Genomic DNA, 16,726 nt, shown 5'->3' on the forward strand with positions numbered 1-16,726 from the left:
TGAATTTGCAAGTTCAGCTCGACGGTATGCGCGGATCCTGCACCAGATAGAACGTCCAGCGCGGCGTGTAGTCGGTGATCAGGAAATAGAAGCTGGCGGTCTTCAGCGGGTCGATCTTGCCGTTCTTGAACAGCAGGCGGTCATACGGTTCGAAATTGCGGTCGAAATCGGCGTAGCTGCTCGACCAGATATTTTCGGGCGTTTTGTTGCGCTGGTCGAACGACAGGCCGTCGCCGAACACGCTCGGCTGGTCGAGGATCTCCTGGAGTTCGAACTGGAACTCGACCCAGGCTTGGCCGCTATTGTTGAGCACGTCGATGCGCATATACATCAGACCATTGGCGAAGTCTCCCGCCTTGCCGAACGGCTGGATCGGCCTTGTCGTGCGAATGGCCAGCGTTACCGGCGTCGCTGAATTCAGCTCTTCGGTGATGACCAGCGGATCCTCTTTCGTGCCGATGCCGGAAGCCCCGGTGATGCGGAAACCGCCGCGCTCGTCGGAAAAGGAATAGGCGCCGGTCGCCCAGACCAGTTGCTGCTCGGCACGGGCATCGAGGGCCGTCAGTGGCAGAAGCGCCAAGAGCGCCGCACGGCAAAACCGGCCGGGCGTGAAAAAAAAGCGCGTCGATGAAAAGCCAGCCGGCCCGAATATGCGCATGGCGGGAAGTATGGCCGATAAGCAAGCCGTCGAACAATTAAAAACATCAGTGCGACATATCTGTGCAAACGGAATAGGATTGAAGATTGATGCTCGTCACCGCGAATCTGTGCGGCAGGACGCGACTTTTTGATGAAATCGGTATTGTCACGTCCGCGCCGGTTTCCCGTCGCTATTTGATGCGCTATGCAGCGCGTGAGCCAGCAAGATGCCGGGAATAGCGAGCCAGTGAGGGATCGATGAGCGATATCGAACGCGAAAGCATGGAATTCGACGTGGTCATCGTCGGCGCCGGCCCGGCCGGCCTCGCCGCCGCGATCCGTCTCAAGCAGGTCAATCCCGAGCTTTCCGTCGTCGTGCTGGAAAAGGGCGGCGAAGTCGGCGCGCACATCCTGTCCGGCGCCGTCGTCGATCCGATCGGCATCGACCGGCTGCTGCCCGGCTGGCGCGAAGAGGAGGGTCATCCCTTCAGGACACCGGTCACCGACGACCATTTCCTGGTTCTCGGCCCCGCCGGTTCGTTCCGTCTGCCCAATATCCTGATGCCGCCGCTGATGAACAATCACGGCAATTATATCGTCTCGCTCGGCAATGTCTGCCGCTGGCTGGCGACCAAGGCCGAGGCGCTGGGCGTCGAGATCTATCCGGGCTTTGCCGCGGTCGGCCTGCTCTACAACGAGGCCGGTGCGGTCACCGGCGTCGTCACCGGCGACATGGGCGTCGAGAAGGACGGCACGCACGGTCCGGGCTTTGCGCCGGGCATGGCGCTGATGGGCAAATATGTCTTGATCGGCGAGGGCGCGCGCGGCTCGCTGGCCAAGCAACTGATCGCCAAATACCACCTTTCCGACGGTCGTGAGCCCGGAAAATACGGCATCGGCCTCAAGGAACTCTGGCAGATCAAACCGGAAAACCACCGGCCGGGCCTTGTCCAGCATTCCTTCGGCTGGCCGCTCGATTTGAAGACCGGCGGCGGCTCCTTCCTCTACCATCTCGAGGACAACCAGGTGGCAGTCGGCTTCGTCGTTCACCTGAACTACAAGAATCCCTATCTGTCGCCCTTTGACGAGTTTCAGCGCTTCAAGACCCATCCGGCGATCCGCGGCACCTTCGAGGGTGCCAAGCGGCTGGGCTATGGTGCCCGCGCCATCACCGAAGGCGGCTGGCAATCGGTGCCGAAACTGTCCTTCCCTGGCGGTGCGCTGATCGGCTGCGCAGCCGGCTTCGTCAACGTGCCGCGCATCAAGGGCTCGCACAATGCCGTGCTCTCCGGAATGCTGGCGGCCGAGCATGTCTGTGATGCGATAGCCGCCGGCCGCACCAATGACGAGCTGGCCTCCTACGAGGCCGCCTGGCGCGCCACCGATATCGGCAAGGACCTGAAGAAAGTGCGCAACGTCAAGCCGCTATGGTCGCGCTTCGGCACCATTGTCGGCGTCGGCCTTGGCGGCCTCGACATGTGGCTGAACACGCTGTTCGGCTTCTCGCCCTTCGGCACGATGAAGCACGGCAGGGCCGACTATGCGACGCTGGAACCGGCCGCCGCGCACCAGAAGATCGCCTACCCGAAGCCGGACGGGGTGCTGACCTTCGACCGGCTGTCGTCGGTGTTCCTGTCCAACACCAACCACGAGGAGAACGAGCCGGTGCATCTGCTCGTCGCCGACATGGACCTGCAGAAGCGCTCTGAGCATGACGTCTATGCGGGACCCTCGACGCGTTACTGCCCGGCCAGCGTCTACGAATGGGTCGACAAGGATGGCAATGCCGCCGCCGATCCTGCGGCCAAGGATGTGCGCTTCGTCATCAACGCGCAGAACTGCGTGCACTGCAAGACTTGCGATATCAAGGACCCGAACCAGAACATAAATTGGGTGCCGCCACAGGGCGGCGAGGGCCCGGTCTACCAGAACATGTAAGTCACAAGGTTTGCTCCGGACTAAACAAGATGAGGAGCAGCGCAACCGTAGGATTGTTGAATAAACCGCCTGCCTGTGTTTCCTTTCTGCGGCGACAGGGAGGAAGGAAAAATGCGCCTGGCAGTTCTGACGAGCGTTGTGGCGATCGGGGCATTGTGCGCCCCTGCAGCCTTGGCCGGCACTAAGGTGCTGGTCAAGACACGAACTTACAACATTGCCGGAACCACCGGCGCGGCCCTGATCGAGGCCATGGATCGCAGTGGGCCGAAGCACGGCTTCATGACCCACGCCATCGCGCAGACCGGCTACAGCGTCGATGATTGGACCTTCGACGCCCAACGGGAAAACGGCGTCTGCCGCCTGCGCCAGGCCAACGGGACGCTCAATCTCTTCTATACCTATCCCAAACTAGTCTCAGCCACGTCGCCTGCGCTGCAGAAGCGCTGGAAGCGGTTCTTCGCTGGCGTTCGCGCCCATGAAGAGACCCATGGCCGCATCGCCAGACAGATGATGCGGGCCACCGAAAAGTCGGTTCGAGGGCTGACAGTCGGTGATGACCCGCACTGTTTCGAGGCACGTCGCGAGGCAAAGCGCCGGATCAATGCCATCTATGCCGAATACGAGGCAAAGCAGATCGCCTTCGATGCGCACGAGCATCGCGACGGCGGCCCTGTCGAGCACCTCATCCGCGCTTTTGTGGGCCAGTAATAAGCCAGGTCGAGATTGGACTGCGGATTTTCAGCTTCGCGTCCCGCCAGGCAGCGCCGCAAGCGCGGTCGCCGTCTGGTGCTCGTCGAGCGGCTTTTGTTCATCCGACCGAAGCGAAAACTCCACCAGCACCGGCAGATGGTCTGAGCCGGTGTCCTCAAGGGTCGACGCCGAATGGATAACAATGGCGCCCTTGCTGAAGACCTGGTCGATCGGCAGTCCGGCGAAGCGCAGGAAATCCGGCAGCCTTCTGTAGAGCCAGGTCGGCCCGACCGACGGCATTACAGTCAGCTTGCCAAGCGATGCGACGCGCCGGACGGCGGCGCTCCATGGCGCTGCGTTGCAGTCGCCTGCCAGGATCGACGTCTCGCCAAGCGAGGCGATTTCGTCAGACAACCCTCCAATCTGCCGTGATTGGTTGTGCGGCCATGGCCAGGTGAGGTGGATGGCGGCGACATCGACGTCGGTTCCGCCGAAATCGACCGTGGCGATCGCCATCGCGCCGCGGCTGTCGCAGTGCGGCTCCGTGCCTATGCCAAACGGTCGTCTGGACAGCAGCGCAACGCCGAACACGCCATTGGGATATGGGCAGAGGATCCGGTAGGGATAGCCGCCGGATAGCAGCCCAAGCTTTGCCTTCCACGTTTCGGACACCTCGTCGAGGGTGATAACATCAGGCTGGGTCCGGCCGATCAGCGACAGCACCTTCTCAGGCGTTGGATTGTTGAACCTGAGGTTCATCTGCAGCAGGCGGTAGACTGGCTCGTCACCGAGTTTGGCTTCGTAGGCGGCCTGCACCTGCCATAGCCGCGAAAGCGGCAAGGCATTCTGCGTGGTGGCAAAGGAGGCTATCGCAAACAGCAATGCGACCGCGGCCTGCAGGCGAAACGAGGTGGCGAGCAGCGGCAGCGCGCAAAGCGCCATCAGCACCGAAAAATGGACGCGGAAATGAGCAAAGGAATCGAGGGCCGGATGCAGCGATCCGAAGAACCCGGCCACCAGCGCGGCCGAGAGTGCAAGCATTGCGACGAATGCCAGCGCAACCGTCATGTCCCGAACACGTGCCATCGCTTTGTCTATCGGCAGAAGTGCGGCTCAATCAAGATGACGAAATGTCCTGACCTGGACCGACACATGCGATTCGGCATTTACTGGAAGGCAGTTTCCGAAAAGCTCCTGAGTTTGCGCGAATGCAGTCGGTCCATCGGCATTTCAGCCAGCTTCTCCATCGCCCTGATGCCGATGGTCAGGTGCTGCGCTACTTGCCGCTTGTAGAACTCGGTCGCCATGCCCGGCAACTTCAATTCGCCATGCAGCGGCTTGTCGGATACGCAAAGCAGCGTGCCATAGGGCACCCGGAAGCGGAAGCCGTTGGCGGCGATCGTCGCCGATTCCATGTCGAGCGCGATCGCCCGCGACTGCGACAGCCGCTGGACCGGCCCGCGCTGGTCGCGCAGCTCCCAATTGCGGTTGTCGATAGTGGCGACGGTGCCAGTGCGCATGATGCGCTTGAGATCATATCCGGAAAGCCCGGTGACCTCGGCGACCGCTTCCTGCAGAGCCACCTGGATTTCGGCTAGCGGCGGGATCGGCACCCAGACCGGAAGATCGTCGTCGAGGACATGGTCTTCTCGTACATAGGCATGGGCCAGCACATAATCCCCGAGCGCCTGCGTGTTGCGCAGGCCGGCGCAATGGCCGAGCATCACCCAGGCATGCGGCCGGAGCACCGCAATATGGTCGGTGATCGTCTTGGCGTTGGAAGGCCCAACGCCGATATTGACCATGGTGATGCCGCCATGATTCGGCTTCTTCAGATGATAGGCCGGCATCTGCGGCAGGCGAGGCGGCGCAGCACCCTCACCGGGCGCGCCGTCCCCTGCTTTGGTCACGATGTTGCCCGGCTCGACGAACTCGACATATCCATCACCGCCATTGGCCATCAATTCGCGTGCACGGGCGACGAATTCGTCGATGTAGAATTGGTAGTTGGTGAACAGCACGAAGTTCTGGAAATGCTGGGGACTGGTCGCCGTATAATGCGACATCCGGTGCAGCGAATAGTCGATGCGTTGCGCGGTGAACGGCGCCAGCGGCCGTGCCTCGCCCAATGCCACTTCGAACGTGCCGTTGGCGATCTGGTCGTCGGTGCCGTCGAGATCCGGCACGTCGAACAGGTCACGGATCGGCCGTTTGATGCGCTCGGCAGCAGTCCCGTCGACATGCGTGCCTTCGAGGAAGGCGAAATGCAGCGGGATGGGAGTGGTCGATTCCGAAACCGTGACGGGAACGCCGTGGTTGCGCATGATCAGCCGAAGCTGTTCGGTGAGGTAGCTTTCGAAAAGAGCAGGCTGGGTGACGGTGGTTGAGAAATGCCCCGGCGTCGGCATGTGGCCATAGGCCTGCCGCGAGTCGATTTGCGTGAAGGAACTCGTGGTGACGCCGATCTCCGGATAGAAAGCCCGGTAGCGTTTGTTGTTGTCGCCGCCCGCGGCGAGCGCGGTAAATGAATCGCGCAGGAACTTGGTGTTGCGGTCGTAAAGCACCTGTAGGGCGGCGACCGCCTTCTTGGCGTCGTTGAAGCTCTGCCGGCCAAACGGCTCCGGCGTGACCACCGATTCAATGGCTTGGGGATAGATTCGCTTTTCCATGACCCAATATAGAGAGTTGGACGCGCGGTTGGGAGGGGGTAAGGCGGCCTCAATACGCGCTGTCGGCGTTTTTCGGTCTGCTAACCGCGCTGCAGGCTAACCAGCAGCACAAAGCCGAGGCCTGACTTCCTCAACGCAGGCGCCTCGATCGTCGAGCCGGCATTGGTGCGCATCGTCGGCACGGCCAGTACCGGTACCGAAAGAACAGTCAGGATGAGCGCCGCGCGCGGCAGCAGCCGAAGCGTCTTGAGGGTGTTGGCGGCGAGGCGGTTCATTGGCGTTTTGCTTTTCTCTAAAGGTTCAGCTCTTTGTCGTTTCAGTGGTGAAGATGGTTCAAGCAACCGAGTCGGCAGGAACTGGCGACGTCCCAGGAGCGGGACGGCCGGCCGGCTTCGGCGACAAGGACGGCGAACAACATGCCGAACAGACTCATCAGCAGGCAGACGATGGTGAAGCGGCGGGCAAGCATTGCGCGGTGTCTCCTTCAACACGCATGACAATGCCTTGCCCCGGCTGAACCGGCTCTGATCCCGGCGTTCATCTGCGGTTCAAAAATGGTTGATGATCTCTGAGAGGGTCCGCTGTGAGTGCAGCGACCCATGGCGACACCATGGCTGCGAGACCGATAACATGAAAACGGGGCCGACTGGCCCCGCTCACCCCGGCAGGAAGGGCACGATCAGAGCTTGTGCCAGGTCTGGCTCTTGCAGATCAGCCCGCCGAGCACGCAGCCGCTCATCTTGAGAGAACTGCCGGAAAGCGAAGCCTTGCCCGAATAGGTCTTGTCGGTTTCCGGGTCGGTTATCGTGCCGGCATATTTGTTGTCGCCGGCAACCTTCAGTGAACCGATGTTCTTGCCGGCAAATTTGCCGGATTTGAGCGTAATCGAAAATGCCCCGCCGCCACCCGAAATGGCGGCAGTCGATCCGGCTTGCGTTTTCCAATTGCCTTCGATCGGATCGGCCCATGCCGCGCCGGTCATCATTATTGCGGCCGCGAGGGCCAGGCTCACTTGTCGAAACATGTCTTTCCTCCCTCAGGTAAGTCCAATCGGGCTCCGTCCCGGGTGTCTGCCCCTTACGCAAACGTAAGCTAGTCCAGCTCCCGGAAAAACAAAAGCGGTGCCGCCACGGAAGGGTTGCGGGTTTTTGCCCGCTCCCGAACGGCCGCGCCGGCGAAAAATGAAACGGGCCGCACACGTCTTTGTCTTCTGTGGTTAGCGGAGTCTTGATCCGCGCCTCGCAAGTTTTCTTCAAATCTTGTGCAAACCGGCGCGATTGCTGGCTTTGTATCCTTAACGAATTTTCGTGTTTACCTCTTGTTTTAGCTTTGTTTTCCTCAAATTAAGCACGCCATTTAACGACGGATTCAAGCCTCCGGGGCATTCTCGAAAGCATCGAAAGAGCGGCCGCCCCCGACGGTAATCAAGGACACCGAGGGACATACGGAGACAGCTCTCGGGAGCCAGAACAGGGGATTTGAAGTGGCACGTTTTGAAATGCTTGAAGCCGGCTTCGGCGCCATGGGGGCAACCGCCCAGGCCGATATTCTTTTCGAGTTGGGCATGATGTATGCGACTGGCCGCGATTGCGAGACCGACGTCGTCGCCGCCCACAAATGGTTCAACATCGCCGCGATCAAGGGTTCGGCCCGCGCCGCGGAACTGCGCTCCGAATTGTCTGCCGCCATGTCGAAGGTCGAGATCGCCAAGGCGCTGCGCGAAGCTCGCGAATGGATGACGATGCACTGAATTCGCCGACACTGAGTTCACTGACAGGGACGCTTCGGGTCAAGGCCGCGCAGACGGCTGGCCCCGAAGAAAAGAGGCCGCGCAAGATGGCCGACCAAGTCAAAACCAAGAACACGGCAGGCTGATCAGGCCGAGCCGTGCAACAGACAGGGAAGGCCAGCGGGTTCCGGCGCGGATGCGCCGGCAAGCTCAATGGCAAAAGCCGCGACCGGCCGGAACAGGGCTGGCGCGGCTTTGTCTTTGGTACCGCATGTTACAGGCCCAATCGAGCGCCGACGATGCGTCTAGACAGCTCCGGCGAAGGATGAAATTCTCCCGCCACTCTGGAAGAGGCGCGGCCGGGCGGCTGCGCGAGAGTGGAGGAGTTATGTTACCATGAAGAAATTCAGTATTTTGAGCGCAGCCATATTTGGCCTGATGATGACCGCGCCGCTCGCCTTCGCCGACGACATCACCTTTTCGGTGGTCGGACCGATGACCGGGCAGCTTGCCACCATCGGCGATCAGTTCAAGCAAGGCGCGCAAGCCGCCGCCGACGCGATCAACGCGGCTGGCGGCGTCGACGGTCGCCAGATCAAGCTCGACATCGAGGATGATCAGTGCGATCCGAAGCAGGCGGTTTCGGTCGCCAACCGCATCATCGCCAATGGTGTCAAGTTCATCGATGGCCACGCCTGCTCGGGCTCCAGCATCCCGGCCTCCGCTGTCTACGCAGAAGCCGGTGCGCTGATGATGAGTCCGGCTTCCTCAAACCCGGTGTTGACCGACGCAGCGGCGAAGGCCGGCTGGCCGACGATCATGCGCCTCTATACGCGCGACGATGCGCAGGGCGCTTTTATTGGTCCCTGGATCGCCAAGAAATATGCCGGCAAGAAAGTCGTCATCCTGCACGACAAGAGCGCCTATGGGCAGGGCGTGGCCGATGCCGTCAAGGCAACGATGAACCAGAACGGTCTCAATGAAATCCTCTACGAGGGCATCAACGCCGGCGAGAAGGACTATTCCGCGCTCGTTACCAAGCTCAAGGAGCTGAAGGCTGATGTGGTCTATTTCGGCGGCTATCACCCCGAAGCCGGCCTCATCCTGCGCCAGTCCGCGGAGCAGAACCTCAAGTTCCAGTTGATCATGCCGGACTCGATCGCTTCGCCGGAATTCTGGCAGGTTGCCGGTCCGGCCGGCGAAGGCACCATGTTCGTCTTCCCATCGGATCCGCAGTCGAAGCCCGAAGCCAAGGAAGCCATCGCCAAGATCAAGGCCGGCGGCTTTGTGCCGGAGGGCTTCACGCTGTTTTCCTATGCCGTGATCCAGGCATTCGCCGAGGGCATCAAACGCGCCGGCAGCGACGACCCGGCCAAGGTCGCCGAGGCGTTGAAGAACGGCCAGCCGATCAGCACGGTTGTCGGGCCGGTCACCTTCGACGAGAAGGGCGACCTCAAGAACGCCAGCTACGACATCAACCAGTGGCATGACGGCAAATACGCGCCGATCCAGCCCTGATAGAACTATGTTGTAATTGAAAATGGCCGGCTCAAACCCGGCCATTTTCATCTTTGCGGTGCCTTTTGTGACGCGCTCGGGGTCACTTCGTGGATAATGAAACTGCGGTCAGCTGTGGTTCCTCGGCAAAGCGAACCAGCACGGTTCCGTCTGTGACCTGCGCGCCTTCGGCGGCGATCTCGGCGATAAGCCCGTCATGGGGCGCAGCAATGGTGTGCTCCATCTTCATCGCCTCCAGGATCAGCAGCGGCTGGCCCTTGATCACCGCGTCGCCTTTTGCCGCACGCACCAATTTGACCAGGCCCGGCATCGGCGCGCGCAGGCTGCCGGAAGCGGCGGCTTCGTCGGCTCGCGCCAACGGGTCCGGCACGGCAAAATCGTAGCCGATAGCGCCCTCGAAGACGGTGACGTGGCCCGGCCAGCGGGCGAGGCGAGGGGCGGTACGGAGATCATGCGAATTGACGCTGTCATAGGGCGCTTCCAGCGCCACCTCGAACCGTCTGTCCGGCCGCACCGACACGCGCGCGACGATCTCCTGCTCCCCAAACTTCAGCAGCATGCGCCGCACTACAGCGTGGAAATGCGCATAGCCGGCCAGCGACAACCAGGGATCGTCCGAGGACGGCAAGTCGCGCGCACCGGACGCGGCAAGTGCCGCGGCGGCAATCGTCTCACCGCTCGGCGGCGCAACCGCCGTCAACGCCTGCTGATGCCTGGAGATCAGGCCGGTATCGACATCGCCCGCCGCAAAAGCTGCATCAGCGGCCAGCGCGGCAAGAAAGCCAGTGTTGACGGTCGAGCCGGCGATTTCGGTCTGCGACAGCGCCTCGCCAAGTGCCGTGAGCGCCGCCCGTCTGTCCCTGCCATGGACGATCAGCTTGGCGATCATCGGGTCGTAAAACGGCGAAATCGCATCGCCGGCGCGCACGCCGGTTTCGATGCGCATGGTCGCACCTTCCGGTGCTGGCTGCGGAAATTTCAAATGGTGCAAGGTGCCGGTCGCCGGTAAAAACCCTCTTGCCGCGTCCTCGGCATAGATGCGCGCCTCGAAGGCGTGGCCGGAGAGCGCGATCTCGCTCTGCGTCTTCGGCAGTTTTTCGCCGGAGGCTACCCGGAACTGCCACTCGACCAAGTCGATGCCGGTGACCATTTCGGTGACGGGGTGCTCGACCTGCAGGCGGGTGTTCATTTCCATGAACCAGAAACGGTCGGCCTTCAGACCTTGCGAGGCATCGACGATGAACTCGATGGTACCGGCGCCGGAATAGTGGATTGCCTTGGCGGCTTTCACCGCCGCCTCGGTCATCGCCTTGCGCAGTGCCGGCGTCATGCCGGGGGCAGGCGCCTCCTCGATCACCTTCTGATGGCGGCGCTGCGCCGAGCAGTCACGTTCGTGAAGATGTACGGCGTTGCCGAAATTGTCACCAAACACCTGCACTTCGATGTGGCGCGGCTTATCGACATATTTTTCCACCAAGACGCGGTCGTCACCGAACGCGGCTTTCGCCTCGCGCCGCGCGCCCGACAGTGCTTCCGAAAAATCATCGGGATGCTCGACACGCCGCATGCCCTTGCCGCCGCCGCCGGCGCGCGCCTTGATCAATACGGGGTAGCCGATCTCGCGCGCCTTGGAGGCGAGCAACACGATCTCCTGCGCTTCGCCATGATAGCCCGGAACGACAGGCACGCCGGACTTTTCCATCAGCCGCTTGGCCGCGTCCTTCAGTCCCATGGCACGGATCGAGGCCGCCGACGGCCCAATGAAGATCAGCCCAGCGGCCGCGACCTGGTCGACGAATTCGGGGTTTTCCGAAAGAAAGCCGTAGCCCGGATGGATGGCCTCGGCACCTGTGGCCAAGGCCGCTGCAATGATCTTGTCGCCGCGCAGATAGCTTTCGTTGGCGGGAGAGGCGCCGATATGCACCGCTTCGTCGGCCATTTCGACATGCAAGGCGTGAGCGTCGGCATCGGAATAGACGGCGACGCTGCGCACACCCATCCTGCGTGCCGTGCGGACCACCCGGCAGGCGATCTCGCCACGGTTGGCGATCAGGATCTTGGCGAACATCGGGCCTCCCGGATTTGGCGCGGGCAATCCCGGATCGGCGTTTGCCCGTCTACTTCGAAGCCGCGATCTGACAGTTGCCGCTGGCCGCCACCTTGTAGTACGCCCGTGCGCTCTGGCAGGATTTCATCGCCATGGCCTCTGCCGCCTTTTGCGACGAGGCGTTGTAGTGGGCGCCACACAGGACGTAACCGTCCCTGACCCGCACGAAAGACGTCGTGGCGTATGCCGAATGGCCGCTTGCAGCGACATAGGCCTTGTAGGCCTTGGTGCACTCGTCCTTGGCGCTGCCAGGCAGAAGTGGTGAAAAGCGCTTGTCGCCTTCGCTTCCGGCCAACGATCCCGCCGCGCCAGTGCCTGGTGCAGCCAATATAAGTAACCCCGAAAGTATTGCGGCAGTAGTTTTCTGGAAAAGTCGCTGTTTCACCTTCGCCCAAGCCCCATTGACGTTGAAAAACAGCAATAGCCGCAATTTTTCTGTATGGCCAGTTGGATGATTGAAAATGGGTCTGCAGATTTCTCATGGCTGTGGATCACGCTTTGCCGAGTGCAGCAACGACCCGCTGATACAATTCGGCCGTCGGCTCGTCGAAGCAGCAGAAAATGACGGTTTCCGGAACGATGTTCTGGCCGATGAAGGCGCTCACGGTCCCGACAGCAATTTGCGTCGCCTGATCCTTTGGGTAGCGGTAGGCCCCGGTCGAGATCGCTGGAAACGCCACCGTCCGGCAGTCCTTTGCGGCGGCGATTTCGAGCGACCGGCGATAGCAGGAGGCGAGCAGTTCGGCTTCTCCTTTGCTGCCACCTTGCCAGACCGGCCCGACCGTATGAATGACGTAGCGCGCGGGCAGTCTGTAGCCCTTGGTGATTTTTGCGTCTCCGACCTTGCAGCCATGCAAGGCCCGGCATTCTGCCACAAGCTCGGGGCCGGCCGCGCGGTGGATAGCGCCGTCGACGCCGCCGCCTCCGAGAAGAGAGGTGTTGGCGGCGTTGACGATGGCATCGACCGCCAGCTTCGTGATGTCGCCGGTTTGAATACGAATCCTCTGGCCGATTTCGCTCATCTCACATCCTGAACACGCCGAACCTTGTCTCTTCGATCTCGGCGTTGAGCGCGGCCGAAAGGCTGAGCGCCAGCACCTCGCGGGTCTTGGCCGGGTCGATGATGCCGTCGTCCCAGAGCCTTGCCGACGAATAGAGCGGGTGGCCTTCATGCTCGTATTTCATCAGGATCGGCTTCTTGAATTTCGCCTCCTCCTCGGCGCTCCATTCTCCGCCCTTGCGCTCGATGCCTTCGCGCTTGACCACGGCCAGCACCGTTGCAGCCTGCTCTCCGCCCATCACCGAAATGCGGGCATTCGGCCACATCCACAGGAAGCGTGGCGAATAGGCGCGTCCGCACATACCGTAATTGCCGGCGCCGAACGAGCCGCCGATGATCATCGTTACTTTCGGCACCTTGGCGGTGGCGACCGCCATCACCAGCTTGGCGCCGTCCTTGGCGATGCCGCCGGCCTCGTATTTCCGCCCGACCATGAAGCCGGTGATGTTCTGCAGGAAAATCAGCGGGATCTTGCGCTGGCAGCACAGCTCGATGAAATGCGCGCCCTTTAGCGCGCTTTCCGAAAACAGCACGCCATTGTTGGCGATGATGCCGACCGGCATGCCGCTGAGATGGGCAAAACCGGTGACCAGCGTGGTGCCATAACTCTGCTTGAACTCATCGAATTCGGAGCCGTCGACGGTGCGGGCGATTACCTCGCGTACGTCGTAGGGCTGGCGCAGATCCGTCGGCACGATGCCGTAGAGTTCATGTGGATCGTGAAGCGGCGGAACCGATTTCTGTAAGGCAAGGCTTACAGTCTTGTTCTGATTCAGGTTTTTGACGATACGCCGGCATATGGCCAGCGCATGCTCGTCGTCGAGCGCATAGTGGTCGGCAACGCCGGAAAGCCTTGTGTGCACGTCGGCGCCACCGAGGTCCTCGGCGGTGACGTCCTCGCCGGTGGCCGCCTTCACCAGCGGCGGGCCGCCGAGAAAGATGGTTGCCTGGTTGCGCACCATGATTGTCTCGTCCGACATCGCAGGCACATAGGCGCCGCCGGCCGTGCACGACCCCATGACGCAGGCGATCTGCGGAATGCCGGCGGCCGACATGTTGGCCTGGTTATAGAAGATGCGGCCGAAATGATCGCGGTCGGGAAACACCTCGTCCTGATTGGGCAGATTGGCGCCGCCGCTGTCGACCAGATAGACGCAAGGCAGATTGTTCTGCAGCGCGATTTCCTGTGCACGCAGATGCTTCTTCACTGTCAGCGGATAATAGGTGCCGCCCTTCACCGTGGCGTCGTTGACGACGACCATCACTTCGGTGCCTTCGACGCGCCCGATGCCGGCGATGAGGCCGGCCGACGGAATGTCCTCGCCATACATCGACCATGCCGCGAACTGGCCGATTTCGAGGAAGGGCGAGCCGGTATCGAGCAATTGGGCGAGGCGTTGCCGCGGCAGGAGCTTGCCGCGGGAGACGTGCCGCTCGCGCGCATCTTCCGAGCCGCCGCGTTCGACCGTGGCCGCTTTCTCAGCAATATCGGCGACCAGCGCCCGCATGCGCTCGGCATTGGCGCGGAAAATATCGGAGGCGGGCGAAATCTGCGAGTTGAGGGGGGCCATGGCGCTACCGGATCAGCTCGATCTTGCAGCCGACATCGAGGTCGCTCCAATCGCGATCAGCGGTGACGGCAATGGCGTTCTCGCGAATAGCCAGCGCGAGGCAGGCCCGATCGCCCAACGACAGGCCGCGATGCCGCGTCAGTTGGCGAAGCTGCCCGGCGGCGATGCCCATCGCTTCGTCGAAAACGGCGATCGGCATGCCGAGACTGGCGAGGTCGTCCGCGGCCTGTTCCATGCTGCGTCCCTTGTCGATCAGCTTGGCAATGATTTCGGCCGCATTGACCGAACTGCATTGTGCATCCGGCGCGAACCCCAAAGCACTATCGGTGCCTTGCTCGTTGAGCAGGATTGCGAGTGCCGCCGAACTGTCCATGACGTAGGGCTTCATTTCGCCCGCTTTCCTGTCGTCCCTTCGGCGTGAAGCCGGTCGAGACGCTTGTCGCTTCGACGCTGCTCTTCCCGCCGCTCTTTCAGAAATTCGTCGACGACGCTTTCACCGGGCTGTTTCAGCGCCAACAATTCGGCCTGGACGCGTCGCAGATTCTGCAGCCACGATCTTACCCGCAACTCGCCGTTTTCGACATGCAGGATCATCTCCTCGCCAGGCTTCACGCCCATCTCCTCGCGCATCGCAGCAGGGATAACGAAGCGCCCACCCTCACCAAGCTTGACACGCTCGCGTTTCGCCGGAACCCTAAGCGGCGTTTTGCGAGCGCCGGCATCGAACTGTGCTTGCGGATCTTCGTCAAATCCGGACTTTCCCGTTCTGCCCGCCATGGTTCGTCTCGCTAGGATTGTGGCACATAGTCCGAAATATGCCACATCGTATGGCTTCTGGCAAAAGCTCAAAAGGATGCCATTAGGCGCTCTCCGCCATGATTTCCCGCCCGATCAGCCAACGACGGATTTCGCTGGTGCCGGCGCCGATCTCGTAGAGCTTGGCGTCGCGCAGCAGCCGGCCGGTCGGGTAGTCGTTGATGTAGCCGTTGCCGCCCAAAAGCTGAATGGCGTCGAGCGCCATCAGCGTCGCCTTTTCGGCGGCGAAGAGGATACAGCCGGCAGCATCCTTGCGGGCCGTCTCACCGCGATCGCAGGCGGCGGCTACGGCGTAGACGTAAGCACGTGCCGCGTTCATCGTCGCATACATGTCGGCGAGCTTGCCTTGCACCAGCTGGAATTCGCCGATTGGCTGGCCGAACTGCTTGCGCTCGTGCACGTAAGGTATCGCCACGTCGAGGCACGCCGCCATCAGCCCGATCGGCCCGCCGGCCAGCACGGCGCGTTCGTAGTCGAGGCCCGACATCAGCACCTCGACGCCGCGCCCTTCCTCGTGCAGCACATTGTCGAACGGCACTTCGACATTCTCAAACACCAGCTCGCCAGTGTTCGAGCCGCGCATACCGAGCTTGTCGAGCTTTTGCGCCACCGAAAAACCGGCAAAGGCTTTCTCGACGATGAAAGCGGTGATGCCGCGCGAATTGAGTTCCGGATCGGTCTTGGCGTAGACGACCAGCGTCTCGGCATCCGGTCCGTTGGTGATCCACATCTTGGTGCCGTTGAGCACATAGCGGTCGTTGCGCTTTTCGGCGCGCAGGCGGAGCGACACCACATCGGAACCGGCACCCGATTCCGACATCGCAAGTGCGCCGACCTTTTCGCCGCTGCAGAGCGAAGGCAGATATTTTTCCTTCTGCGCCTGCGTCGCCCAGCGATTGATCTGGTTGACGCAGAGGTTGGAATGGGCGCCGTAGGAGAGGCCGACCGAGGCCGAAGCGCGGGAAATCTCCTCCATCGCCACGACATGGGCGAGGTAGCCCATACCGCTGCCGCCGAAATCGGGATCGGCGGTGATGCCGAGCAGGCCGAGCCCGCCGAGCTCCACCCACAGTTGTGCCGGGAATTCGTTCGAGCGGTCGATCTCGGCGGCTATCGGCGCGATTTTCTCCTGGGCGAAGCGCCGCACCAGATCGCGCAGCGCCTCGATGTCTTCGTCAAGCCCGAAGTTGAGCGTCTGCGTGTACATGCCGTTCCTCCCGGCGCACGACCGCGAAAATCGGGATCATGCGCGAAATCAAAGTGCTACAGCGTCCTTTGCGCGCTCGAATGGACGCACGGTGCCGTGGCTCGTCCTCGCGCCATCGCTCTTTGTTCCGACAAGGCGCATTGTCATTGCTAGATATGTAGCGGTGACTTCGGCGATCGACAGCCGTTCGCCCGGCCGGAACCAGACGATGACGCCGGTCATCATCTGGATCAGCGCCATGGCGGTGAGCCCGGTGTCTTCGATGCTGAATAACCCCGCTTCGACACCGTCGCGCAGGATGGCGCGCAGCTCCTTCTCGTAGGCCGTGCGCATGCGCAGGATATGCGTGAGTTTTTCGTGCGACAGGCTGCGCAGCTCCATGTTCGAGACATGGGTGGAATGGCGGCGTTCGATATGGAAAGCGATGTGATTTTCGACATAGGCGGCAAGCCGGGTTGCCGGATCGGCGCCGACAGGGCGTGTTGCGCGCCACGCCTCGATCAAGCCTTCCATATGCTCACGCATCAGCGTGAACAGAAGGTCCTGCTTGGTCGGAAAATAGCGATAGAGCGCCGCCGCCTGGACGCCGACTTCGGCCGCCAGCTGGCGCATCGACATCGCCTCGTAGCCGAGACGCGCAATCAGGCTGACCGCCGCCTCGCGGACCGCAGCTTCGGTCTTTTCTCCGTCGGAACCGGTCGTACGCGCCATGACAAACCGCCTTTCACGAAACAATAAAACAAACGTTCAATTAATTCAAGGACCGAAGCATTCGGGCAGGG

Annotated in this window: 19 protein-coding genes; 5 read left to right on the plus strand and 14 right to left on the minus strand. The window is 61.7% G+C overall.

The window, feature by feature from the left end; translation table 11 throughout:
- Nucleotides 1–13: 13 nt before the first annotated feature.
- Nucleotides 14–658: a hypothetical protein gene (locus tag NKH50_RS21615; protein ID WP_023677808.1), complete on the minus strand. Its 645-nt coding sequence runs from the start codon at nt 656–658 to the stop codon at nt 14–16.
- Here NKH50_RS21615 and NKH50_RS21620 point away from each other — a divergent pair.
- The 3 genes from NKH50_RS21620 (at nt 609) to NKH50_RS21630 (ending at nt 3,285) form a co-directional block, all read left to right on the plus strand.
- Nucleotides 609–791, plus strand: coding sequence for a hypothetical protein (locus NKH50_RS21620; protein WP_198023574.1), 183 nt, complete (start codon nt 609–611; stop codon nt 789–791). The two genes, NKH50_RS21615 and NKH50_RS21620, sit on opposite strands and share 50 nt — an antisense overlap.
- A gap of 106 nt (nt 792–897) precedes the next feature.
- On the plus strand, nt 898–2,577 hold the full coding sequence (locus NKH50_RS21625; RefSeq protein ID WP_352471023.1) for an electron transfer flavoprotein-ubiquinone oxidoreductase: 1,680 nt from the start codon (nt 898–900) through the stop codon (nt 2,575–2,577).
- Between the two features lie 111 nt (nt 2,578–2,688).
- Complete coding sequence (locus tag NKH50_RS21630) at nt 2,689–3,285, plus strand: DUF922 domain-containing protein (protein ID WP_352501795.1); 597 nt, start codon at nt 2,689–2,691, stop codon at nt 3,283–3,285.
- A 30-nt stretch (nt 3,286–3,315) separates the two neighbouring features.
- Here the strand turns inward: NKH50_RS21630 and NKH50_RS21635 are convergent, their stop codons facing one another.
- The 5 genes from NKH50_RS21635 to NKH50_RS21655 form a co-directional block, all read right to left on the minus strand.
- Entirely contained in the window at nt 3,316–4,353 is a 1,038-nt protein-coding gene (locus tag NKH50_RS21635; protein ID WP_352616882.1) for an endonuclease/exonuclease/phosphatase family protein, read from the minus strand.
- Nucleotides 4,354–4,433: 80 nt separating this feature from the next.
- On the minus strand, nt 4,434–5,936 hold the full coding sequence (locus tag NKH50_RS21640) for an AMP nucleosidase (protein WP_352540756.1): 1,503 nt from the start codon (nt 5,934–5,936) through the stop codon (nt 4,434–4,436).
- Between the two features lie 80 nt (nt 5,937–6,016).
- Nucleotides 6,017–6,211, minus strand: a complete 195-nt coding sequence (locus NKH50_RS21645; protein ID WP_352454349.1) for a hypothetical protein — start codon at nt 6,209–6,211, stop codon at nt 6,017–6,019.
- 41 nt (nt 6,212–6,252) lie between these two features.
- Nucleotides 6,253–6,405, minus strand: a complete 153-nt coding sequence (locus tag NKH50_RS21650) for a hypothetical protein (protein ID WP_023677802.1) — start codon at nt 6,403–6,405, stop codon at nt 6,253–6,255.
- A 210-nt stretch (nt 6,406–6,615) separates the two neighbouring features.
- Entirely contained in the window at nt 6,616–6,960 is a 345-nt protein-coding gene (locus tag NKH50_RS21655) for a DUF2147 domain-containing protein (RefSeq protein WP_023677801.1), read from the minus strand.
- A gap of 459 nt (nt 6,961–7,419) precedes the next feature.
- Here NKH50_RS21655 and NKH50_RS21660 point away from each other — a divergent pair, with 459 nt between their 5' ends.
- A complete protein-coding gene (locus tag NKH50_RS21660) occupies nt 7,420–7,686 on the plus strand; it encodes an SEL1-like repeat protein (protein WP_010915070.1) in 267 nt (88 codons plus the stop codon).
- 375 nt (nt 7,687–8,061) lie between these two features.
- The gene (locus tag NKH50_RS21665; protein ID WP_254819977.1) at nt 8,062–9,183 is read left to right on the plus strand and encodes a branched-chain amino acid ABC transporter substrate-binding protein; all 1,122 of its coding nucleotides are present in this window, start codon (nt 8,062–8,064) and stop codon (nt 9,181–9,183) included.
- Nucleotides 9,184–9,265: 82 nt separating this feature from the next.
- On the opposite strand, the gene NKH50_RS21670 is transcribed toward NKH50_RS21665, so the two are convergent.
- The 8 genes from NKH50_RS21670 to NKH50_RS21705 form a co-directional block, all read right to left on the minus strand.
- On the minus strand, nt 9,266–11,251 hold the full coding sequence (locus NKH50_RS21670) for an acetyl/propionyl/methylcrotonyl-CoA carboxylase subunit alpha (RefSeq protein ID WP_352752353.1): 1,986 nt from the start codon (nt 11,249–11,251) through the stop codon (nt 9,266–9,268).
- A gap of 49 nt (nt 11,252–11,300) precedes the next feature.
- Nucleotides 11,301–11,585 carry a hypothetical protein gene (locus NKH50_RS21675; RefSeq protein ID WP_352507508.1) on the minus strand — a complete coding sequence of 95 codons (285 nt, stop codon included), beginning with the start codon at nt 11,583–11,585 and terminating at the stop codon, nt 11,301–11,303.
- Between the two features lie 196 nt (nt 11,586–11,781).
- Nucleotides 11,782–12,312: an O-acetyl-ADP-ribose deacetylase gene (locus NKH50_RS21680; protein ID WP_352752351.1), complete on the minus strand. Its 531-nt coding sequence runs from the start codon at nt 12,310–12,312 to the stop codon at nt 11,782–11,784.
- A gap of 1 nt (nt 12,313) precedes the next feature.
- Complete coding sequence (locus tag NKH50_RS21685) at nt 12,314–13,921, minus strand: carboxyl transferase domain-containing protein (RefSeq protein ID WP_352880906.1); 1,608 nt, start codon at nt 13,919–13,921, stop codon at nt 12,314–12,316.
- A 4-nt stretch (nt 13,922–13,925) separates the two neighbouring features.
- A complete protein-coding gene (locus NKH50_RS21690; RefSeq protein ID WP_352480311.1) occupies nt 13,926–14,309 on the minus strand; it encodes a type II toxin-antitoxin system VapC family toxin in 384 nt (127 codons plus the stop codon).
- The gene (locus NKH50_RS21695; protein WP_352880908.1) at nt 14,306–14,698 is read right to left on the minus strand and encodes an AbrB/MazE/SpoVT family DNA-binding domain-containing protein; all 393 of its coding nucleotides are present in this window, start codon (nt 14,696–14,698) and stop codon (nt 14,306–14,308) included. The genes NKH50_RS21690 and NKH50_RS21695 overlap by 4 nt, the downstream gene beginning before the upstream one ends.
- An 82-nt stretch (nt 14,699–14,780) precedes the next feature.
- Nucleotides 14,781–15,944 carry an isovaleryl-CoA dehydrogenase gene (locus NKH50_RS21700; protein WP_352880910.1) on the minus strand — a complete coding sequence of 388 codons (1,164 nt, stop codon included), beginning with the start codon at nt 15,942–15,944 and terminating at the stop codon, nt 14,781–14,783.
- A 48-nt stretch (nt 15,945–15,992) separates the two neighbouring features.
- On the minus strand, nt 15,993–16,655 hold the full coding sequence (locus NKH50_RS21705; RefSeq protein WP_352880912.1) for a TetR/AcrR family transcriptional regulator: 663 nt from the start codon (nt 16,653–16,655) through the stop codon (nt 15,993–15,995).
- Nucleotides 16,656–16,726: the final 71 nt, after the last annotated feature.

The sequence above is a fragment of the Mesorhizobium sp. M1027 genome, assembly GCF_040318745.1.
Classification (GTDB): domain Bacteria; phylum Pseudomonadota; class Alphaproteobacteria; order Rhizobiales; family Rhizobiaceae; genus Mesorhizobium.